This is a genomic window from Confluentibacter flavum, from assembly GCF_002843175.1.
GTDB classification, from domain to species: domain Bacteria; phylum Bacteroidota; class Bacteroidia; order Flavobacteriales; family Flavobacteriaceae; genus Confluentibacter; species Confluentibacter flavum.
The window spans coordinates 229,139-252,552 of record NZ_PJEO01000056.1; the positions used below are offsets into that span (position 1 = coordinate 229,139).

Sequence of the window (23,414 nt, forward strand, 5' to 3'; positions counted from 1 at the left end):
ATATAAATATAATCAAACAATAAACAATTCTGAAGCAATGCCATCAACCAAAAATTTTCCTTTTTGGGTTGTTTTTAATATATTTTCCTCAATAACGAGTAACCCTTCATCAATAAATTTTTGTGACGATTTTTTTAAATGATTTAAATACACTTTCCCAAAATCATATTCAATTTTATCAAAAGACACCCCCCAAATAGTCCGTAAACCTGTCATGATATATTCGTTATACTTATTTTCGGTAGAAAGTGTCTCCGTTTCCATTGGCAAGACGCCATAAGATAACGAGTTTATATATATTGAATTATTCCTCACATTCCAACTGCGTTGTGTTCTATTAAATGAATGCGCAGAAGGCCCAATTCCTAAATAGGGTTTTCCTTGCCAATAGCTGGTGTTATGTTTCGAAAAATAATCTGGTTTGCCAAAGTTTGAGATTTCATAGTGTATAAAACCTTGTTCTGTGGTTTTTTGTATTAAATGATTAAAATGCTGAAGTGCCAAATCCTCATCAATTGGTGGATACTTTCCTTTTTTTATAAAGTTATCCAAGGCCGTATTGGTTTCAACCGTTAATGCATAACTGGATATATGATTAATACCAAAATTGAATACGGTTTCTAAATTTTTATCCCATTTTTCCAAACTCATGTTTGGGATGCCATAAATTAAATCAACTGTAATATTATCAAAATATTGGGTTGCTAAGGATAAACACGCCTTTGCCTCTTCAGCATTGTGGGCACGATTCATGCTTTTTAAATCGTCTTCAAAAAACGACTGTATTCCTATACTAAGTCGGTTGATTTTACTTTTAGCAAGCTCTTTTACTAATTCCTCCGATAAATCGTCCGGATTGGCCTCCAAGGTTATTTCTGGATTTTTTACAACCTTATAATTTTTATATATGGCATCAAGTATCGATTGTAATTCGTAATTTTTTAATAAACTTGGGGTACCGCCACCAAAATAAATGGTTTCTATAAATTGTCCTTGAAACTCATTTTTCCTGAGTTCTAGTTCCGTAATAAGCGCATCTACCAGTTCGTCTTTTTTCTTTAATGAGGTAGAAAAATAAAAATCGCAATAAAAACATGCTTGTTTACAAAATGGGATATGGATATAGATAGCCCCGCCCAGCCTTCCCGAAGGAGAGGAGTTCTCACTGCTGTTTTTAAGGTTTTTACTTAACAATCTATACCTAGTTAAACTATTATGATTTTATTTTTAACCATCCGCTAATTTTTGCCTTTTCGTAGATTTACAATGGTAGCCTTTGTTGTTCCCCCTTTGGGGGTTGGGGGGCTATTCTGTTTTACAAACGCATCCCAACCTGTATAGCTTTTGCCTACCTCCACTTTCCCATCGTTATAAAAATGGCAAACTGCTGCTGCCAAACCATCAGTAGCATCCAAATTTTTTGGAAGTGTTTTAAGTCCTAATAGACTTTGGAGCATTTTTGCGACTTGCTCTTTGCTGGCATTACCGTTTCCCGTAATGGCCATTTTAATCTTTTTAGGGGAATACTCTGTAATCGGGATTTGCCTTGATAAACCAGCCGCCATGGCAACACCTTGCGCTCTACCTAGTTTTAACATACTTTGTACGTTCTTTCCAAAAAAAGGTGCTTCAATGGCAATTTCATCAGGGTGATGGCTTTCAATAAGTTCTATAGTGCGTTCAAAAATTAGCTTCAACTTTAAATAATGGTCGTCATACTTTTTCAAATCCAACTCATTAAGTTGTATAAACTGCATGGATTTTCCAGTTACTTTTATGAGTCCGAAACCCATGATACTTGTTCCTGGGTCTATACCTAATATAATTTTTTCTTTGACCATTATATATTAAAATCCATACTATACATCATTATAGTATATTAATGATTTATTTTGCGTCTTAATTTATGATGTATTCGTTGCCATACAAAACTAAACAATTCTTTATTGTGCTCAATTTTTAAATTCCCATATAATAAATTAATATGCTTATAATTGGTTTTATAATAACACTTTTTTATGTTCTTTTAATTGGAAGTTTCATTCTCGGTTTTGATAAAATAAAAGTTTTTAAACTAGAAAAGGCGGTTTCAAAAACAACATATTCGGTTATTATTCCATTTAGAAATGAAGCTAAAAATTTACCTGTTTTATTGGAATCCATTTCTAAATTAAACTATCCAAAACATTTATATGAGGTTATTTTTGTTGATGATGAATCTGAAGATGAATCAGCGAATATCATTCATAAAGTTCTCGATACATCTCGATTGCATCGAGACACTCGAACTGACATGACGATAATTAACAATGAACGAAAAACCAAGTCCCCAAAAAAAGATGCCATTACTTCGGCCATTAATTTGGCAAAACATGAATGGATTATATCCACCGATGCCGATTGCCAGCTTCCTGAATTTTGGTTAAACTGCTTTGATGAATTTATCCAACAAACTAATGCCAAATGTATTGTAGCTCCTGTAACTTACTGTGAGGACACTAATTTTTTAAACAGATTTCAAGCGCTGGATTTGATTAGTTTACAAGGCGCTACCATAGGGGGTTTTGGTATTAATAAACCCTTTTTATGTAATGGCGCTAATTTTGGGTATCAAAAAGCAATTTTTAAAGAACTGAACGGGTTTGAAGGTAATACCAATATGGCCAGTGGCGATGATATTTTTCTTTTGGAAAAAATGATTAAATCATATCCAAAAGAAAGTCACTATTTAAAATGTGACAATGCTATTGTAACAACAAAACCTCAAGAATCATGGAAAGAATTGCTTATGCAACGTATTCGATGGGCTGCCAAAACAAGTGCTTATAATAATGGGTTTGGCAAACTAACCGGACTTATTGTTTTGTCAATGAACGCACTTATTGTTACAGCTTTATTATTGTCTTTAATCAACATGTTTAATGCCAAAACATTGCTTTATATTTTAGTTATTAAACTCTATTTAGATTTTTTACTTATTTATAAAACGGCTTCTTTTTTTAATCAGAGAAGTGTGTTAAAAAGTTATTTGGCAGGGTTTTTAGTGTATCCTTTTTTTAGTGTTTTTATTGCTTTTTTGTCCATTTTTAATGGTTATACTTGGAAAGGCAGAACGTTTAAAAAATAACCTAATTAACACTTATAATTATAGGTAATTTAAATTCGGTCGTCACTTGTTGACCACGCTTTATGGCTGGAAATATTTTTGGCAAAGAATCTAAGCTTTCGGTAAGTAGCTGTTTGATATTTGGTATTTCAGTATTGGTCAATGAATCTATTTTGGTATCTAAAAGAATTAAATCGCCCGTATCGGTTACTTTAAATTTCAAGTTTATCGTATCATGAATATCTTGGGTCACTATAATGGCATCTTTTTGTAAATAACTGGTAATAAAACCGGTTAATGTTTGCACAAAACACGCTTTTCTTTCTTGTTTTGTAGACTGTGAATCGCAGACAGAAAACGTAGGATATTCATCTACATCATTCCAATTGAATGTTTGTAGTTCTTCCTTTAAAATAGTTTCAGAAGACACTTTTTTCACATTAAAATACTCGCATGAACAGAGCATCAATAATAAAAGAAAAGTAGAAATTTGTTTCATGGATTAAAACTGATGCCGAAAAGTACGATTTTTTCTTAGATTTCAATCGTTTACAGCCCCTTCCTTAACGAATTTTTCATTTTTAAGTTCACTAATTCGGGCATCAATGTATTGCGCGTAGGGATCTGAAGCAAATCTCCTTTTAAAATCTTCATAAGCTTCTATTCTGGAGTCTATATCGGCATAATATCTATCTTTTGTTAACACCAACATAAATTCTGTGCCAATGTTTTCAGGGTTTTCTTTTATAGCCTTTTTTAAAGCAGCTATGGCTTCATCATGTTTTTTCTGACTGTTCAAAACAACTGCCAATTTAGAATATTCGGCATCCAAAGGATTATCCATTAACTCTAAAGCTTCTTTTATATACTTTTCTGAATTGACAAAATCATTATTTTCATAATAATACGTGCCAATAACGTAGATGGCTGTAGCATTTTGGGGATTAAATTTTAAAGCTAATTGTCTTTGTTCTATGGCTTTCTCAAAATTATATAACCAATAGTAACAAAAACTAAGTTGTTCATGAATAAACTCCGATGATTCCCCTAATGCAATCAACTTTTCAAACCAAACGGCTGCACTTTTATAATTTTTCTTCAAATAATAATTTTGGGCCTTTAAACTTATGAGTTCCAGATTATTTTCATAGGTTTTTAAACCGATGTCTGCATAGTCTTCAGCTAATTGGTTTTTACCTTTTTGAAGAAAATATTTGGCTATTTTATAAATGGCTTTTTGATGGGTTGAATCTAATTCGAAAGCAGAACGAAAATGATTAATAAATGTGGAGTCATTCATTTTTTCTAGGGTTAAACCCAATTGGTAATGGTAATTTGGATTTTTATTATCCACATTCAACAAATCTTTAAAAACCACTGAAGCCTCTTTATTCTTTTTTGTTTGGGAAAGCAATATGGCATATTCGAATTTTATTAAAGCATCATTGGGGTTGGCAGCAATGTAGGCCTCAAAATTATTTATTGCTTCATTGTAATTACCAATGGCTACATAAGATTTTGCCATTTTGTTATATACTTCACTCGGTGTTTTGTATAGCTTATAGTGTTCTATGGCTTTGGAATAGTTTCCTGTAGCATACAAACTATCTGCAAAGTTTAAAACCGAAGTTTGAGCTTCGGTTCTAAACATAATTAATAACAAAAAAATTAAAGCAGGTCTTGTCATTTACTTTAAATCAATATATAATTCACTTCTTTTCTAATTCAGGTTCATCGCCTTGTACCACAAAAACAATGGGTAAAGAATATGGTACAATAACGGGTTTTCCTCTTTGTTTACCAGGTTGCATTTTTGGCAATAATTTAATTACACGAGTTGCCTCTTCTTCCAGCGCTGGATGTGGTGCTCTTGATTGCACACTAACAATATTGCCTTCTGTATCAATTTTAAACATAACAGTAATGCGTTGTCTACCAGATAACCCTAAATCACTTGCTAAGTCTGTATTGAATTTTTTTCCAACAAATTCTTGAATCTTTTCAGACATACATTTTTTCTTTTGCTCATTATTCCCTTTTTCACAACCAGGATATGTAGGAACATTTTCAATAACTGCAAAAGGGACTTCTACCTGCCCATCTACCACTTCACCTTCACTTACATTTGTAGCTACACTAACTTTCCAAGGGCTATCTTTATCTTTTGCAAAGTTTACATTTTCCAATAGTTTTAGCAAACTTTGCTTTTCCTCATCAGTAAGTTGTCCGTCCTTAGCGTTCATTGTTGCTTTTAATGTCTCAATTTGTTCTGAAATCGACAACGACGATTCTTGAGGTAATTTGTTAACTTCATCTTTAGCACACGATGTATAAACCAACATCCCAAAAACTATGGGGATTAATAGTGCATACTTAAATAATTTGACTTGTTTTGATTTTGATTTTTGTAACATAACGATTCGTTTTTTGATTAATGATTGATGAAAAAATGGATTGATGAATGATATATTTTGAGTTTGAAAAACCTGTGATAACAAGTTTTGATAATAATGTGATTTATCTAGATGCTTAACGGCTTCTTGGTCGGCAATAAACTCGTGCAGAGCCATGATTCTATTTTGGTACATATACACTAAAGGATTAAACCAAAAGAGAATACGCATCGCCTCAAAAAACAACAAATCGAACGTATGCTTTTCTCTAACGTGTACCATTTCATGTTTTAAAATAGCGTTTTTATCATTGTCATTTAATCGTTCTCCTAAAAATATATAATGGAAAAAAGAAAACGCAGCATTGCTATTTAATAGATTTATGATAAGCAAATTGCCAAACCTGCTTTTAGGATTTTTAATAAGCATCAAAATCACTTTTACAATTTTAAAAACAAATAAAAGTGTAGCTATGATGATGCCCACGTATAATATATTTTCCCAAGTCCAAAATGGTCTCGATTCTATTACAACTGTTTCCAATTGTATAGCATTTTGGTTTGTTGGTGCATTACCAATAATTACTTCAGGAAGGTTTATAATGTATTGTTGCGGTAAGGTATTTTTTAAAACTTCCAATCTAATAAATGGAATAACAACCGACAGCAAGGCAGTGGCAAGCAAATAGATTCGGTTCCAATTAAAAAAGGTTTCTTTTTTTAAAAAGGCATCATAAATCATTAAAAACACCAATTGAAATGCCGCAACTTGTATAAAATATGCTATCATGACTATTCTTTTTTATTGATTTCCTTTAAAACAGATTCCAACTCTTTTAAACTAATATCATTTTTCTTGACGAAAAAGGATACCATGCTTTTAAATGATCCTTCAAAATAATTATCCACCAATTTATTTATAGACTGATTACTGTAATCTTGTTGCTGAATTAATGGAAAATACACATGCCCCTTACCTTCTTTTTTATAATCTACAAAACCTTTGCTTTCTAAAATCCTAACAATGGTAGATACCGTATTATAAGCGGGTTTGGGCTCTGGAAACTCTTCTACGATGGCTTTTACATTGGCTTTTTTTAATTGCCAAAGTATTTGCATAATATCTTCTTCTGCTTTTGTAAGTTGTTTCATATATAGATAATTATTTGTTTTTAAAGGTCATATGGAATCGCTTATCTCATTGGTGTTTGCAGGCAAACTTCTTGTTTATTGCGATTTCATCTGTGTGTTTTTATTGTTCTATTTCTGTCAGATGCAACATTCATTTTAATATTTAAGTTTAATTAAATAATCGTTTATGAATGTTTCATTTTTTAACGTAATTTTATAACTAACTATTTAGTTTAATAAAACAAATATAACTAAAATTATAGTTCAAACTAATTTTTTAGTTAAAAACTTTCATTAATACTTAATTATTGTCCTACAATAAAAAATTATTACTATGGATATCATTATAATCACCTTTGCATCTTTACTGATGGTTTTGGGCCTTCTTGGAAGTTTTTTGCCTGTTATACCAGGCCCATTTACAAGTTGGGTTGGATTATTACTATTATATTTTACCGAAGCCATACCTACTAATTTAACATTAATAATTGTTACTCTTGTTATTGCCGTACTCATTTCTGTTTTAGATTATATCATTCCATCCATGGGTACTAAACGGTTTGGCGGTACTAGAGCCGGTGTTATAGGAACGTCAATAGGATTGGTTGTCGGTTTATTTGCACCGATTCCAGGAGGCATCATAATTGGGCCATTTATTGGCGCATTTATTGGAGAGCTGATAAATAAAAGCAATTCTAAAACAGCTTTAAAGGCAGCCTTTGGAAGTTTTATAGGCTTTTTGGCATCTACCTTTATAAAGTTTATAGTGGCCGTGATTTATTTCGGACTATTCATTTCCATTATTTGGGAGTATAAAGAAGCTCTTTTTTCTTTTTAAAAGAAGAAGTCCCGTGGGTCTCTCACCTCCACGGGACTTATGTAAATTGCTATTATCAACATAAAAATTGAGGGATCAATTAATTTTGAAGTGTTGACACAACAAAGATAATTATTCATTTTTTGTTTAAAGTGTGGGAAAACCGTAATGAGGTTACGGTTAAGACCGACTTGTTAGATACAGCCTAGTTTTTTCACAGATAAAAAAAATGTTAAAATAGAAACTTTAACATTCTATAAGATGAAAAATATTACGCATATCTAAACAAAACCCTTTTTCCTTGCTTCTTCGAGTAATGTTTCATCTTGTCCATCTTCAACCGAAAACAGATTTTTAAGTTGCTTTTTACGTTTTTCAACAGCACTTAAGGAGATATCTAAATGCGCTGCTAAATTTTTAGTCTTTACACCTTGTGATAGTAAATGGAGTATTTTTCTGTTTTTTTCATCAATGACAATATCTGAAGTAATGGATTTTCGAATATGGCTGTTGACTGTTCCGCTATAAAATGGCGGATTTTTAAGTACCGCTTGAAAGGCACTTGCTAACTCACTAGATGTTAAATCACTTTTAATTAAAAACCCTTCAGGATCGATGTTTTTTATAATATTATGAATCCTAAACGACTCATTGAACATGGTTAAAATAATAATTTTAGCCTTGGGTAAAATAGTACGCGCATATTCTGCCAAATCTTCTCCAGATTGCATTAAACCGTCTTTAGATGGTGGCAAACTAATATCAACAAACAACACATCGTAAGGGATACCCCTTTCTAAGGATTTATCCATAAATGCTATGGCTTCATCACAATTATTGGCAATATCTATATATAATTCTTGATTTAATTTTTTAGTAAATTGTAATGTGTTTTGATATCCTTCTATTATCATAGGGTGATCATCAATCATCAATATTCTAATTTTTTCTGACATAATTTTAATTGACGGTTATTAATTGGCAGGTTAAGTGGGTATATTAATTTTTATGGTTGTTCCTTTTTGTTTTTCTGAGATGACATCTAATGTACCGTTAATCTCTTTAATTCTGGAGTTAATATTTTTAAGGCCAATTCCTGCTTTTGCTTTATGAACATCAAAACCAGAACCATCATCTTCAATCAGTAAGCAAATTACATCATTTTTCAATTTAAAGCTAATTTTAATCTTTTTGGCATTGGCGTGCTTATAAATATTATGCAAAGATTCTTGTACTATTCTATAAATATGTATTTTGTTTTTGTTAGAGATTTCATCCCAATTAATAGCGCCGTCATGGTCTATTTTATACTTTAAATTATAAACGTTGGTTTGAGTTTCTACCAATGTATTAATGATATCAACAAAGCCTGAACCTGCAACAAAATCGGTGTTCAATTCATGGGATACTTTTCTAATATCATGCTCAATAGTTTTAAGTTCATTAATATATTGCCCCCTTGTTTTAATGGCATCTGGTGTTGTACCCATATTCAAACTATCAAGACTTAATCTTGTGCCAAACAAACGGCCCAAAACACCATCATGTAATTCTTGAGAAATACGTTTTTTTTCTAAAGCTCTAGCTTCTTCAACACTTTCATTTTGATTTAACATGAGGTTATATATTTCTTCATTGGCTTCTTGTTGCTTTTGAATAAACTTTAACTCTTTGTTTTTGTTTCGTTGGTGTATAACTATATATATTAAAAACGAGCTTATTATTAGAACTATAGACGTTATTAATAACCACATGCGTTCCCTTGTTATTTTAATATTCTCTTCTTCAATTTTATTGGTTTCGTACTGTATTCTAACAAATTTATTTCTGGTGGCTCTTTCATTTTTTATAAGACTATCATTTAACGTAATATACTGATCATAATATTTTACAGCAATACTATCATCTTCCACTTCAGCAATAACAGCATACGATTCCAGTAAATTATCAGTATAATTTGGATAAGCAATATCCTTTGCTCGATAAGCATAATACTTAGCTGAGTCTTTTTGATTTTTGAAATTATAATATTTTGCTAAATGCTGATTAATCACAATGGTTTTATAACTGTCACCAATGCTATCACAAATTCTCAATGCTTTGAGAAACAAACCGGGAAGCTGTTCATAATTTTGGGATAAAAACAAGGTGTGTGCATAATTATCAAGCACAATTGCATAAAAATCGGGTCTTTCAGCCATTAAATTTTTATTCTCAAAAATCTCATTGTAATATTTAATTGCCAAATCATAGTCTTTAGAGTTTTTATATACGTTTGCCAAATTATTTTTTTGGTTATCTATAAGCATGGTATTGTTCCCTTTTAACCGTTTTTTTAAATCAATGGCTTTCAAATTATACTTTATTGATTCATCAAACTGGGAAAGTTCTTTAAACAAAATGCCTAAGTTATTATAGAAATAAGATTTGTACATTATAACTTCATCAGATTCATCTAATTGGTCCAGTAAAGATATGCCTGTTATAGAAGTTATTTCGCTCCCGGTATAATCCTTATCATTTTTTTGAAGCAAAGCAATATCGAGAAGCACTAAAGCTGTAGTAAAATTGTCTTTAAGATTTCTATATAATTTTTCAGCTTTATTATTATAATAGTAGGCACTATCAACAGATATATCAAAATAATAATAACCTAAATTCTTGTTGACTTCAGCTAATGATAACGAATCATTTAGTCTTATGGCTAACTTTAATGCCTTGTGATTATCCTTTAATAATAGAACATCATCATAATTTATATTTAATTTGAAATTTTTATTATTGTCAAAATAAATGGAAGATAACTCTAAATAACTTTTTAGTTTAAGAGAGTCTAAATCATATTGTTCGGAAAGTTTTTTGGCTCGTTTTGCATTTTTTAGTCTCCCCCCAATATCCGACATATTTCTATTTGAATTTTTCAAATAAAACTTCACACTATCAACAATAGAACTGTTATCTTTTTGAGCAAAAGAAACACATGAAAAAAAAACCGCTAAAATAAAAATTCTAAGATTCAATACAATTACATATATGAATCTCAAATGTATCTATAATTTTTGTTTTTTAAAAAGAGAAAGCCTTTATCTTAAGATAAAGGCTTCAATTATATTACGTATGCTAATATTATCTTTCAATAACATCACCATCACCAATTAAAACAACTGGATTTTGGCCATCCAATAAATCATCTTCATTTAGGTCTTGTTTTGTACATGATGACAAAGTTCCAAAAAGCACGGCTAATAATAAGGTAATTTTTAGGGTTTTCATATTTATTCAATTTTAAGGTTATACAGTTTTTCTCTATTTGTTTTTAAAAAATTTTAAAATGTTTACAAGGATTTTGAAACCAAAATCACTGCTGAGGGAAAAAATGGATAATTAACTTAAAATCGAATGCACGTAAAACGGCAAAGATTTTTTATTTTAAATTTTGAGGGAACTGACTGTTAAGTCAAAAAATGGATTAATTTATCTTACTGAACTGAGGGGATATTTGGGGCGTTCGTTAAGATGATGTAAATGTATGTCAAACGGTAGAGTATATTACAATAAAATCGATAAAATGTAATATTTAATCGATTAAGTGTAATTTCTCGGTATAGTTATTAACTTTTAACTGTTGATAACTCTTTGGGGAAACTATAAAGTTGATCCGTTTTTTATCAAACTTGTCTTGATGATTCGAGTGGAGACATCACTATCGGAAGCATTTTTATTTTGCAAACGTTTAATTAATAATTGCGCTGCATTGGCGCCTATATCTTTCGCATGCTGCCTTATACTTGTTAATCTGGGTATAGAATGGTTAGAAATGAATTTACTTGAAAATCCTATTACAGATACATCTTTTGGAACATTAAGCCCCATACTAATAGCTGTATTAATAGCTATAACGCCAGATGCGCTATCTGCTGCGATAACACCATCAATATGATTACTCTCTAAAAATGCTTTTATTTTTAATTGAGAATCTTCCATTTTAGAGATTCTTAAAACCAAAGGCACTTGATTATTGCTCTCCAATATGGCTTTATTATAACCTCTCTCTCTTAACTTCCCTACACTTAAGTCATCAATACTACTAATAAAACCTATTTTTTTCCTTCCTTCAAGCAATAACACTTTAGCCGCATTATAAACGGCATCAAAATCGTCAACAATGACTTTATCACACAACACATCATGCGCCACCCTATCAAACATGACTATTGGCAATCCTTGACTAATTGCTTTCTTAAAGTGGTTCACTTCGTTTTTTATCTGGGTTTCTTGTGCAACCGATAAAATAAAACCATCTACACTCCCATTGGCTAATAGCTGCAGAGCTTCCTTTTCCTTGTCAAGAGTTTCGTTTGAAATACAAGTAATGATATTATAACCATGTAATGTCGCTTCTCTTTCAATTCCAAACAACACTTTGGCCAAAAAGTGATTCAATATATCTGGTATTATAACGCCTATGGTTTTGGTTTTATTCTGCTTTAAACTCAAAGCCACTCTATTGGGTTTGTAATTATAAAGCTCGGCAAGTTCTTTAACACGCTTAATAGTGTCCTCACCTATTTCTTCGCTATTATTAAGCGCTTTTGAAACGGTTGATATCGAAACATTTAATTCTTTGGCAAGTTGTTTAAGGGTGACCATAATAATGCATTAACTAAAAGCACCGTAATTTACAAAATTACAATTTGCCTTGTATATTAGTGATAAAGAAGTTACCATATAATCATTTAAAAATGTGTTTTTTTTAATTAAAAAAAAATGGCGTATATTAAAATATACGCCAAATTGCTATTAATTTCCTCAATTCTCTAAGGAAAATTTTGAAGGTAACAAATATCATATTATCACAAAAAATGTTATGTAACATTTGTTACATAATATTGAATGAAGGTTATAAAAAGATTAAAATTAGACTTTAATAATCATTCTACATTAATTTTCTTATTTACCACTCCATTGTTCGTATTTAATTTTACAATATGAATTCCCGAATCTGGCGTTAGTGGTATTGATACGTCTTCTGAAGAATCAAGCTTGATGGTTTTTTTGTTCTGACCAAGAATATTATATAACCTAACTTCAGAAATATTGATATTATGCTTATTAATGATTCTGAGTTCAGATATTTTAGAATTATAAAATACCGAAATAGTGTTATCAATGTCTACTTCACTAAAAGTTTCAGATGTTGCGAATGCTTCACCTGGTTGAAAGACGAGTTTAAATCTATCATTATAGTTTCCAGATTCTAGATAAATCTCAAATGGCTTATCATTAATTTCAAACACTTCTTTGGTAACCTCATCTTTAATATAAAGGCTTAGCTTTGGGTCTATATTTTCTAGTGCATCAACTTTTATTCGTACCGAACCAGCTTTTTTAACAATAAGTCCAAGTGATAATTCTTGGGATGCATCAAAATCACTAACCCCTTGTATTACAAATTTACCACCATCAATAATCCAATACATGTCTTCTTTGTTAATATCTACCATAAAGGCATCATAACCTATATCAAATTTATTAGACGCTTTATCGCTTGTACCCAGCACAAGCTGCCTGTGATAGCCCTGTGGGGAATCATACATCAATCGAATTACAGGATTATTAGCAATAATTTGTTTACTAGTTTCTGTTCCTCTTTCTCTTGTTGTAATTTTTCTCCTAATAGAAGGTTTCAAAAACAAAGAGGTTGACCCATCTTCTGGAGCAAAAACACGTTGACTGTTTTTAAACACAATATCACCCCCATTTACTGTAGTTATGGGTACGCCATTGTCATTCTCAAATCCTTCTACAATAGTAGACACAAAAAACCCTTGATTCACAGGAATATATTGCCCAGGAACTTTTGAACCAGTTGATAAATTAGCATCAATTCTAACATCGTTGGAAATAGCAACTGCGCCACCAATTAAACTGTATGTAGCATAACCGCCCACATAATCTTTTAATACATGTGAGTTTTGTTCTCCAAAATGATCCCAAAAATATAAGGCTCCGTTAAAAATGGTCCCATTAGTATTGTTTCCGCCATCAGCTACACTTAGATTGTCCAATATAAACTCAATAGCATCAATGGCTGACGGGTAAGGGTTTCCTATGAGTCTATCTACATTACCCCCAGATATTTTATTTAATGGCAAACTAATATCCCCATTATTTGGCAAACCCTTAAACACATAGTTTTGGTAATCTGATAAAGCTGTTGTACCCGATGTGCCTTTCATTGTAAAGCCTTCCCCTGCAAGCAACGAAGAGAATTGGGTTATTTTAGCCCATGAACTATAACTATCACTTGGCCCATAAAATTTGTATAACCAATAAGCACTTGTTGTTTTGGGGGTAGTTGGTGTGCTTGAGTCGGCAGCAAATGCAGATGTTCCATAAGTTAAACCTTGATAGGATGAAGACGATGTGCCATCATTTAAAACTCCTGCTATGGTATAATTTGAATTTGTACTTGAAACACCTGTTCCTCTGGTAGATGTATTGCCTCCTATCGGCCCTACCGAAGACGACCAATAATTATAGTTAAATGAATTTGCTATGCCTTGTTGATCTCTTTCAATATAGCCACCACTATCGGCATCAATAATACTTCCTTCTGTTTGCACTAATTGAGATTCTCCAACCAAATCTATAACACCATCTAATTCCAAATAATTTATGATGACTAAGGCCTGTCCCGAATTTGTTTCATCTTGCGCATCAACCGGATCGGCAATTGTTAATGTCCCTGCCGTTTGTATTAATCCCAAAAGGTAAATATCCCTATCACCAGAAGTGATATTATGATTTATTTGAACAATATTCCAATCTATCATGGTTACTCCATCTAAACTTAATGAGTTTGGAATGATTTGGTCCATACTATTACTCCATGTAGCATCTGAATCCCAAGCGCCATCATTTGCTGAAATATAAGGTAATGGGGTAGTTTGATTATCAACAATGTCTTTATTCTTAGCTAAGTAATTTATTCTTAAAAAATACCTGTTATCTGCCAATCCCTCGACTGTAGAGCCATAAAAAGAATTAAAATCATAATATGCTTTTAGCTTGCTCCAAGGTATCATTGCCACTTCATTACTTGACGATGATTGAGGAATGAGCTTGCCAGTTACAAAGTCACCAGTGCCTTTTTCTACCTCCTGATTCATTAAGAATTGGACTTGATCTTCTGTAAGTCCTTGATCCCAAATATAAACCTCGTCAATTTTTCCTAAGAAGGGGTTGATTATATTGTTTTTATCAATATAGAGTGCTCCAATTGAAAACCTATTATAATTTGGTGATGGTGCCACTACATTTTGCTCAGATTTGTCCAGAACGCCATCAACGTATAGATATATAGTACCACTTATGTATACAAAGGATATTTGATGCCATTTATTATCATTTAATGCCATGGATGATATAAATCTTGGGGTCGTTTCATCATCTAACATGACTTCAATTTGATGTGATGAGTTCAATCTCAACTGAAGTTTACTTCCTTTAGCCATAATGGTTCTAGTGGAAGTTTGACTCGCATCAGCTTTCACCCAAGCTGAAATTGTAAAATCGTTAGCATTTAAATTCAAATCATATTCACCAACCAAATAATCACCTGAACCAATATGTATGGAATGATTTTCAGATAATTTAGGTGCTTTACCAAACGTAAAATATTTGATTCCATCAAAATCATACCAAGTTTTAAGATTTCCAACCCCATCTAATTGTAAAGGAATAACATCTATTATGTCTCCATTTGCAAAAGCATCATCATCTGCAACAATTAACACATATTCTTCATTAGCACTTAATGCAAAACTACTAAACGCATCTATAGGTATGGAGACTTCTATGTTTTCAATATCGCTATTTATATCTTCAGTTGATTCAACAATTTTCCATTGTCTCAATATTCTAGTAACCGATGTAGTAATACCTGAAGCTATTGTTATGGCATTACTTCCACTTGCTGAATAGGCATCATTATTACTGCCCCAAACTAAAAAATCTCCATCTTTATTAAACTCGTTAATATTTAAATTATTTGTCGCAAATACGCCATTCAATCCAATAACAACTTCATTTGATGTATTTAAGGTTTTTGATTGTTTTTGGTTTAAATCAGAAATGGAGTCCCTGCCTATACCTGCTACATGATAATTATATCCTGAATTTGCTGAAATGTCCCAAACTTTGGTGCCAAAAGAATTTATATAATCCTTTTGTGCTGTGTTTGAACTCCCAAGTGTAATACCATATTTAATAGCTAGGTATGATTCTATTTTATGTCTATCTGCATCAGACACACGTTCTGCAAAAGTAAATATTTCAGCAACCCGTCCATTTAGATTTCCCAGAGTGGAATTAGTATTTTTTCCTATAAAATAAGGAGTTCCATAAATAACATCTGGATCGGGAACCGTATCTATATAGCCAACGTTTTGAAAAGAAGTTATGGTTTGAGTTGAAGATAACGCATCATCTACGCTATTAAAAATTATACGCATGCCATCTGATACTGTTGTTGTTTTATTTCCTGCATTAATAATCCCTGGTGTATTATAAGTTCTACTTGAAGCTGCGGGTAATGCGTAATAAGGGTTGGCGGCAGAAGATCCTTGATTGTACCATAACCGTTCTCCTGTTAAATTAGTTGTGTAATTACCCAATCCTATACCTGTAATATCATCCACATCATCCACATAATTTTCAGGCGTAATAATATTTGAAATAGATCCTGAAAAAATCGTCATTCCTGTAGAACTCGTAACATCTTCATCAGGTTCCATAACAATAAATATATCTTGATTATAGAAACCATTATCTAAATTATACAAGTGCTGACTGATGGTGCTTCCGTCATTTTCAAATTTTATGACTGGATTAAAATTAATATTTGATGCTTCATCATCTAAATAAGTAGGTTGGGCACTAGAAATTGGTTGGATGGCATGTTTACCATTTGTACCTATATCTGACCACTGCGATACTTTTGAACTTGATTTTGTAACACCGCGAGTTGATTTTAACCATAACCTAAAATCGGCTGTTATGCCTCCTGGTCCAGGTATATTATAATTAAACATTTCTGCACTTACATTAAATGTAAACAAGGTATTGGCCGTATTTGATATACTAATCGTGGATGTTAGAGTTCCAGAACCTGCAACTGGGGCAATAAAAGTAACAGGTAGTATTACATAAGAACCCGCAGCTACATTTGCTGTTAAAAATGATTGCGAGTTATTGGGTAATAATACATAAGGTGCTGGGGATGTTGGCACAACAAAATCAGTTGACGAACTTGTTATCGACGTGATACTTAAAGGACAGCTCCCTGTATTTGCAATAATGTAATACCTTGTCTCTGTATTGCCTTCATCCACCACTCCAAAATAAGTGCCATTTGTAGGAGCCGTAGTTGTTGATCCATTAAGTATATTGGCAGAAGGACTACCGCCTAACAAATTAATTTCTGGATTTCCGCTAATTGAAAATGTAAATAAAAAATTAGGATCTTTTTTAACTTCAATTATTATATCTGTCGATGCCCCACAGTTACCACTTATATTGGTTATGGTAAAGTCTATGTTATTAGTATTGCCTTTACAATCTGGAGAATCTACATTTTTAGGCACTTTATCTGCTGATAAACTAAAGTCTGCAGTATTGGTTATGCTTATGGATTCAATTTTAACTTTTTCGCAATCAGTCCTAATATTTGTAATTCTAAAGGAAATTGTGTTACCTGCAGAAATTGCAACTATTGAACCATCTGATACCGTAGAGCCCCCTAAAACTTGGACTTGGATATCTTGAGCACTACAAAAAAAACCAAATAGTGACAATACAAATATTATTCTTATTGAGCGTACCTTTAAGAAATGTTTCATTGAGAAATTTATAGCATTTTACAATCCAAAAATAAAATTAATTTTTAAAAATATACGATTAAATACATATAAATGCGATAAAGTGCGAATTACTTACCGTTCATCGATAAAATATCGTTTTGCAGATTACTTTTGTAAGAATATACTATCATCATTTTGCTTAGATTATAACAAAACTTATAAGCATATCTGAGAAATTTTGTGTCAATTAAACTCATATTATTAAGAATATAACCACTTTTGTAACAATCGAATAGTAAAATTTCTTAGTTTTATTGATTCAAACTTACAGCATAAAAAAAATGACTAAACTAAAATTTGCAATACTAATTGCCTCATCCCTTTTACTTAACTGCTTTTCACAATCTGAAAAAAAAGAATCCATAATTGCCCCCAATGCAACATTAGAATTGGTGACATCGGATTATGAATTTGCCTTTACCGAAGGTCCCATTGCTGATAAAAAAGGTCGCGTATATTTTACAGATCAACCTAAAAACAAAATCTATATCTGGGATGAAAAAAAAGGGGTTAGCCTATACACTGAAGACGCTAAAAGAGCCAACGGTCTGTTTTTTAATGCTAAATGGGAATTATTTGCTTGCGCTGAAGAAGACAACCAAATTGGTTATTTTGATAAAAAGAAAAACTTTCATGTCATTTTTGAGGATTATGATGGAAAGCATCTTAACGGCCCTAACGATTTATGGATTGCTCCAAACCAAGGCATCTATTTTACCGATCCTTATTGGCCAAGACCATTTTGGACAAAAGACCATAAAGAAGTCCAAGACACCAAAGGGGTATATTATATAAACCCGAAAGGAGAAACAATCAGGGTTATAAATGATTACAGGATTCCAAACGGTATTATAGGAACTCCCGATGGAAAAACACTTTATGTTGCTGATATGGGAGCAAGAGAAACGTTTAGGTACAACATTCAACCCGATGGTTCTTTAACAAATAAAACGCCATTCGTAAAGTATGGAAGTGATGGTATGACAATAGACAATAAAGGGAATGTTTATTTAACCACCTCAAATAAAGTCATGGTTTTTAATCCACAAGGTGAACTTCTTGAAGAAATTGTAGTTCCTGAAGCACCAACGAATGTATGTTTTGGAGGTAAAAAACGAAATATTTTATTTATTACATCAAGAACCACAAATTATACATTAAAAATGAACGTGAAAGGTGTAGACAAGGTATAAATAATAAGTTTATAATTTTTAATTTAGTTGTTCGTTTATAATTAAAAAGGCCATGCAAAAATTAATACTTATTGCGATTATATTTCCTTTACTATCTTTTGGTCAAGCAAACAAGTTATTAAGGCAAGGTTTAAAGTCAACAAATTTTAATGAGCAAATTGAACTCTTTACTCAAGTCATTGAATTAGAACCAAAAAATCTGGATGCTTATTTTTATAGAGGACTTGCAAAATATAATTTGGGCGAATACACTGGTGCTATTTTAGATTATACAAACGTTATATTTTATAAGCCAGATGCCGATACGTATTACAACAGGGGCAATAGCAAGTTTGCTCTTGAAGATTATGCTGGTGCAAAAGAAGATTACACTAAAGCATTAGAATTAAACAAAGGACTTATAGATGCTATTTATAATTTAGCACTCACAAACGTTTATTTAGGCGAATTTAAGGAAGCCATTATAGATTTTGATAAAATCACCAATTTGTTCCCAGGTGATGCTAATGCATATAATCAAAAAGGAATGGCTTACATGGAGCTTAAAAATTACAAAGAAGCTTTTAACAACTTTGCGAATAGTATTTTGTTAAATCCAAATAGCAATGCCTTTTACACACGTGGCATTGCGCTGTTAAGTATTAATTATTACAAAGAAGCCCAATCCGATTTTTATAAAGCCATAGAACTTGATAGAAATAATTTGCCTTGCTATTTTTACATAGGCGTAACCCACCTTTTTTTAGGAGAGTTTGTCCCTGCCGTTACAGCATTTACTGAATCTATTAAGTTTGATGGTTTAGACTTTGATGCTTATTTAGGATTAGCCATGACCCAATACAAGGCCAATGATAAAACACAAGCAAAAATAAACTTTCAGAAGGCAAAAAATATTATAAGTCCAATTGCCCCCGACGATGATAGTATAGAAGTGTTCAGCAATACTTATTGGTATAAAAACCAATCTTTTTACTTCAATGATATCTTTAAAGAACTTAGTGCTTTATAAATAGCTATCCTTTGTATTTTAAAGGCAAGTACACTAGTTTTTTAGTTTCATAAAACCCCTCTGTGAAATAATCGCTTAAATTATGAACCATAACGTTTTTATAATCTTTTAGCTCTTCTTCTAAGTCGCCCCCCTTCAAATATAAAATGCCATTCTTGATGGTATGCTTTTGATCCTTAGCTATTTTTCCTTTTGTCCAATGTACAAAGGTAGGCATCGCTGCTACCGCTCTACTAATTATAAAGTCGTAATGACCATGAATGTCTTCCACACGGCTATTGGTGGTTTTTACATTTTCTAAACCCAATCCTTCAACAACCTCATCAACAACCTTTATTTTTTTTGCAATACTATCCACCAAATGAAAAGAACATTCGGGAAACATAATGGCTAATGGAATGCCAGGAAAACCCCCACCTGTACCCACATCTAAAATGTTGCTTCCATTGTTAAAACTTATAAATTTAGCAATCCCTAAAGCATGTAAAACATGACGCAAATAAAGCTCTTCAATATCTTTCCTTGAAACCACATTAATTTTTAAATTCCAATCTTCGTAAAGAGACTGCAAGGCTGTGAATTTAGTTATTTGGTCTTCGGTGAGATGTGGGAAATATTTTAAAATAAGCTCCATTTACTTGATATTTACAGCAAAAATATACTTTTTAAAGTCATAATTTTACTTAAAAACGTTATTAGTTAAACTCGTTTATACATATCTTTGCACCACCTATGGTATAACGCCAAAAACTAAATATCATATTTAAATTAATAGCATGAACAAACAAGCACTTTCATTTTCAAGAACAGATTCTGCAAATTTTTTTAGAACGCTTAATAAGCGTGTTAATGATTATTTTAAAGAAAATAATATAAAACGCACTGGAAATTGGAAAATTTGGTTAAAGACCGTAGTTATGTTTTCTTTATTTTTAACTCCCTATTTTTTATTATTGACATTAAGCATTCCTGGTTGGGCACAATTATTACTGACTATTGTTATGGGTATTGGTATGGCAGGTGTTGGTATGAATGTGATGCACGATGGTAACCATGGATCGTTTTCTAACAAGGATTGGGTAAACCGTTTGATGGGAAGCAGTATTTATATCCTCGCTGGAAACACCTATAATTGGAAAGTACAACACAATGTGTTGCACCATACTTATACAAATATTCATGGTCATGATGAAGATTTAGACGCTGGACGTATTTTGCGTTTTACTGAACACACCGAATGGAAATGGCATCATAAATTTCAGCACTATTATTCTGTTTTGCTATACGGCTTGTTAACCATTAATTGGGCAATAACTACAGATTTTATGCAAATGAGACGTTACATGAAACGTAAATTGTCTTATGGCAAATTCCCTAATCCAACATGGAACTGGAGCAAACTTGTTATTTCAAAAGTGATTTATGTCAGCATTTGGATTGTTATTCCTATGCTTATTTTAAGCATTGCTTGGTGGAAAATACTCATTGGCTTTTTTATAATGCACTACACGGCTGGTTTAATTTTAAGTGTGGTATTTCAATTGGCGCACGTTATGGAAGATGCTGAGATGCCATTACCAGAAGCAGATGGCACTATGAAAAATACTTGGGCTGTACACCAGCTTAAAACAACCATAAACTTTGGTACAAATAGCAAAATCGTAAATTGGTTTACTGGTGGCTTAAATCACCAAGTAGAACATCATATTTTTCCGCATATTAGCCATGTTCACTACAAGAAAATATCAAAAATAGTTAAGGAAACCGCTAAAGAATTTAACTTACCTTATAACGAATATCAAACAACCCGTAAAGCCATCGTCGCTCACTTTAAACACTTAAGGGATATGGGCATGAAACCTGCTTTACAAGTCTAACCATTATTATTTATTAAATGCAATTACTATCCGATAGAATTTTAAACATGGCTACGTCTGCTACTTTAGCAATGGCCGCTAAAGCCAGAGAGCTTAGAACTGAAGGAAAAGACATTATTGGTTTAAGCCTTGGCGAACCAGATTTTCATATTCCCGATTTTATTAAAGATGCTGCAATTCAAGCTATTAATGAAAATTATAATTCTTACTCACCAGTTGATGGGTATGTAGAGTTAAAACAAGCCATTATTACCAAGTTTAAACGTGATAATAACTTAACTTATACCCCAGCTCAAATAGTTGTTTCAACAGGAGCTAAACAATCTTTAGCAAATATTGCAGCGGTTATGACCAATAAAGGGGATGAAGTGATTTTACCTTGTCCGTATTGGGTTAGTTACGCCGACCTTATAAAACTTAATGATGGTATTCCTGTTGAAGTTCCAACAACCATTGCTACCGATTTTAAAATGACTCCAGCACAATTGGAAGCTGCTATTACACCAAAAACTAAAATGATTTGGTTTAGCTCTCCCTGTAACCCAAGTGGATCTATTTATAGCAAAGATGAATTAAGGGCCTTGGCAGATGTATTGGTAAAATACCCTAACGTTTATGTAGTATCTGATGAGATTTACGAACATATAAATTATGTTGGGAAACATGCCAGTATGGCTCAATTTGAAGATATGTATGACCGCACTATTACCGTAAATGGTGTTTCTAAAGCATTTGCTATGACTGGTTGGCGTATTGGATATATTGGTGCACCAGAAAAAATTGCGCGTGCTTGCAACAAAATGCAGGGACAAATTACCAGTGGCGCCAATTGTATTGCGCAACGTGCTACAATAACCGCTTTAAATGAGCCACCATCTAGAGTGCAATATATGATTGATGAGTTTAAGGTACGTCGTGATTTAATACTTGGTTTACTTAGCGACATTGAAGGTTTTAAAACCAATACACCTGAAGGTGCTTTTTATGTATTCCCAAATATTTCTTATTTCTATGGAAAAACAATAAAGGGAATGACTATAAACAATGCCTCTGATTTCTCCATGTTTTTATTGGAAAAAGCTCTCGTTGCTACTGTTGATGGAGAATCATTCGGAAATCCGGATTGTATTCGAATTTCGTATGCAGCTTCACAAGAGCAAATTATTGAAGCGATTAAAAGAATAAAAGACGCTGTTAGTTAAACAAATACAATATAAATATTTAAAGCTGCTAATAATATTAGCAGCTTTTTTTATATTAAAAAAACAATTAAAGCGATTAACAGAAAAATTGTTATTGCATAAAAACCAATTTGTTTTGTTCCATTCCGCCTCTTATCTAATTGAATTTTTTCCTTTATCAGTTTTAATTGTCGTGGAGTTGATTTTGGAAAATTAAATTGCTGACTTTTAGTCCAATCAAAGCTTCCTGGGGTTTTTACAAATCTTTTTGTCTTATCCAACATAATGGATTTGTTACTCCTAATTGTGCTTTGAAATGATTCTCCAAATGGCATATTAAAAGAATTAGAAATAATAATAAAAAACTAAAAGTAAAATAATCATTACTTCAATAGCAACAATAATTCTCCTTCTCATTATTAATTGGTTTTCTCTTCGAATTCTTTCACGAAGAAATCTTAATTCAGAAAGTGTCGCTTTACGAGCTTTAAATTCAACTTTATTTTCACTAAGGCCAGAAAGAGTGCTTTTAAATTTATTTCTTTTTGAAATTAATTTTCGATTGTTATTTATAACTGATATAGCAGATTGTACAACACCAAAACTCATGGCTTTCAGGTTTTAAATTGAACAAAAAGAGAGCGATTTATTTAATATTAGATAGATTATATTCCAGTATAATCATCATTCAATATTAAATAAGGTGCTTTATAGGTAAGTAGTAAGTTTTAGAAAAATGTTACCATATGGGACTGAAATTTCCATATTAACGATTGTAGTGCTTA

At 32.0% G+C, this 23,414-nt stretch carries 20 protein-coding genes; 6 read left to right on the forward strand and 14 right to left on the reverse strand.

What is annotated here, in order from left to right:
- Positions 1-12: 12 nt before the first annotated feature.
- Entirely contained in the window at positions 13-1,140 is a 1,128-nt protein-coding gene (gene hemW, locus CSW08_RS17315) for a radical SAM family heme chaperone HemW (protein ID WP_162495566.1), read from the reverse strand.
- 98 nt (positions 1,141-1,238) lie between these two features.
- A complete protein-coding gene (gene ruvC, locus CSW08_RS17320) occupies positions 1,239-1,841 on the reverse strand; it encodes a crossover junction endodeoxyribonuclease RuvC (protein WP_238987307.1) in 603 nt (200 codons plus the stop codon).
- Positions 1,842-1,984: 143 nt separating this feature from the next.
- On the opposite strand from ruvC, the gene CSW08_RS17325 reads away from it, so the two are divergent.
- Positions 1,985-3,127, forward strand: coding sequence for a glycosyltransferase family 2 protein (locus CSW08_RS17325; protein WP_106661171.1), 1,143 nt, complete (start codon positions 1,985-1,987; stop codon positions 3,125-3,127).
- Position 3,128: 1 nt separating this feature from the next.
- Here the strand turns inward: CSW08_RS17325 and CSW08_RS17330 are convergent, their stop codons facing one another.
- Genes CSW08_RS17330 through CSW08_RS17345 form a run of 4 tightly spaced genes read right to left on the reverse strand, consistent with a single transcriptional unit; the run spans position 3,129 to position 6,650 of the window.
- Positions 3,129-3,605 carry a hypothetical protein gene (locus CSW08_RS17330; RefSeq protein ID WP_106661172.1) on the reverse strand — a complete coding sequence of 159 codons (477 nt, stop codon included), beginning with the start codon at positions 3,603-3,605 and terminating at the stop codon, positions 3,129-3,131.
- A gap of 42 nt (positions 3,606-3,647) precedes the next feature.
- On the reverse strand, positions 3,648-4,757 hold the full coding sequence (locus CSW08_RS17335) for a tetratricopeptide repeat protein (RefSeq protein ID WP_238987308.1): 1,110 nt from the start codon (positions 4,755-4,757) through the stop codon (positions 3,648-3,650).
- A gap of 58 nt (positions 4,758-4,815) precedes the next feature.
- Positions 4,816-6,288 (reverse strand): M56 family metallopeptidase, encoded by a 1,473-nt coding sequence (locus CSW08_RS17340; RefSeq protein WP_106661174.1) that lies wholly within the window; start codon positions 6,286-6,288, stop codon positions 4,816-4,818.
- Between the two features lie 2 nt (positions 6,289-6,290).
- Positions 6,291-6,650, reverse strand: coding sequence for a BlaI/MecI/CopY family transcriptional regulator (locus tag CSW08_RS17345; RefSeq protein WP_106661175.1), 360 nt, complete (start codon positions 6,648-6,650; stop codon positions 6,291-6,293).
- A 313-nt stretch (positions 6,651-6,963) separates the two neighbouring features.
- On the opposite strand from CSW08_RS17345, the gene CSW08_RS17350 reads away from it, so the two are divergent.
- Entirely contained in the window at positions 6,964-7,467 is a 504-nt protein-coding gene (locus tag CSW08_RS17350) for a DUF456 domain-containing protein (protein ID WP_106661176.1), read from the forward strand.
- A gap of 260 nt (positions 7,468-7,727) precedes the next feature.
- On the opposite strand, the gene CSW08_RS17355 is transcribed toward CSW08_RS17350, so the two are convergent.
- The 5 genes from CSW08_RS17355 to CSW08_RS17370 form a co-directional block, all read right to left on the reverse strand.
- Positions 7,728-8,402, reverse strand: coding sequence for a response regulator (locus tag CSW08_RS17355; protein WP_106661177.1), 675 nt, complete (start codon positions 8,400-8,402; stop codon positions 7,728-7,730).
- Between the two features lie 30 nt (positions 8,403-8,432).
- A complete protein-coding gene (locus tag CSW08_RS17360) occupies positions 8,433-10,349 on the reverse strand; it encodes an ATP-binding protein (protein WP_157831528.1) in 1,917 nt (638 codons plus the stop codon).
- A gap of 223 nt (positions 10,350-10,572) precedes the next feature.
- Positions 10,573-10,719, reverse strand: a complete 147-nt coding sequence (locus CSW08_RS18170) for a hypothetical protein (RefSeq protein WP_157831529.1) — start codon at positions 10,717-10,719, stop codon at positions 10,573-10,575.
- Between the two features lie 372 nt (positions 10,720-11,091).
- Entirely contained in the window at positions 11,092-12,096 is a 1,005-nt protein-coding gene (locus CSW08_RS17365) for a LacI family DNA-binding transcriptional regulator (protein WP_106661179.1), read from the reverse strand.
- 281 nt (positions 12,097-12,377) lie between these two features.
- Entirely contained in the window at positions 12,378-17,348 is a 4,971-nt protein-coding gene (locus CSW08_RS17370; RefSeq protein ID WP_106661180.1) for a LamG-like jellyroll fold domain-containing protein, read from the reverse strand.
- Between the two features lie 302 nt (positions 17,349-17,650).
- Here CSW08_RS17370 and CSW08_RS17375 point away from each other — a divergent pair, with 302 nt between their 5' ends.
- The gene (locus CSW08_RS17375; protein WP_106661241.1) at positions 17,651-18,562 is read left to right on the forward strand and encodes an SMP-30/gluconolactonase/LRE family protein; all 912 of its coding nucleotides are present in this window, start codon (positions 17,651-17,653) and stop codon (positions 18,560-18,562) included.
- 52 nt (positions 18,563-18,614) lie between these two features.
- Positions 18,615-19,571 carry a tetratricopeptide repeat protein gene (locus CSW08_RS17380; protein WP_106661181.1) on the forward strand — a complete coding sequence of 319 codons (957 nt, stop codon included), beginning with the start codon at positions 18,615-18,617 and terminating at the stop codon, positions 19,569-19,571.
- Between the two features lie 4 nt (positions 19,572-19,575).
- Here the strand turns inward: CSW08_RS17380 and rsmG are convergent, their stop codons facing one another.
- A complete protein-coding gene (rsmG, locus tag CSW08_RS17385) occupies positions 19,576-20,205 on the reverse strand; it encodes a 16S rRNA (guanine(527)-N(7))-methyltransferase RsmG (protein ID WP_106661182.1) in 630 nt (209 codons plus the stop codon).
- Positions 20,206-20,347: 142 nt separating this feature from the next.
- On the opposite strand from rsmG, the gene CSW08_RS17390 reads away from it, so the two are divergent.
- Both CSW08_RS17390 and CSW08_RS17395 read left to right on the forward strand, forming a co-directional pair.
- The gene (locus tag CSW08_RS17390; protein ID WP_106661183.1) at positions 20,348-21,448 is read left to right on the forward strand and encodes a fatty acid desaturase family protein; all 1,101 of its coding nucleotides are present in this window, start codon (positions 20,348-20,350) and stop codon (positions 21,446-21,448) included.
- A 17-nt stretch (positions 21,449-21,465) separates the two neighbouring features.
- On the forward strand, positions 21,466-22,650 hold the full coding sequence (locus CSW08_RS17395) for a pyridoxal phosphate-dependent aminotransferase (RefSeq protein WP_106661184.1): 1,185 nt from the start codon (positions 21,466-21,468) through the stop codon (positions 22,648-22,650).
- A 50-nt stretch (positions 22,651-22,700) separates the two neighbouring features.
- On the opposite strand, the gene CSW08_RS17400 is transcribed toward CSW08_RS17395, so the two are convergent.
- Together CSW08_RS17400 and CSW08_RS17405 are read right to left on the reverse strand one after the other, a co-directional pair.
- Positions 22,701-22,964 carry a hypothetical protein gene (locus CSW08_RS17400; protein WP_106661185.1) on the reverse strand — a complete coding sequence of 88 codons (264 nt, stop codon included), beginning with the start codon at positions 22,962-22,964 and terminating at the stop codon, positions 22,701-22,703.
- 10 nt (positions 22,965-22,974) lie between these two features.
- Positions 22,975-23,238, reverse strand: a complete 264-nt coding sequence (locus tag CSW08_RS17405; RefSeq protein WP_106661186.1) for a hypothetical protein — start codon at positions 23,236-23,238, stop codon at positions 22,975-22,977.
- Positions 23,239-23,414 lie beyond the last annotated feature (176 nt).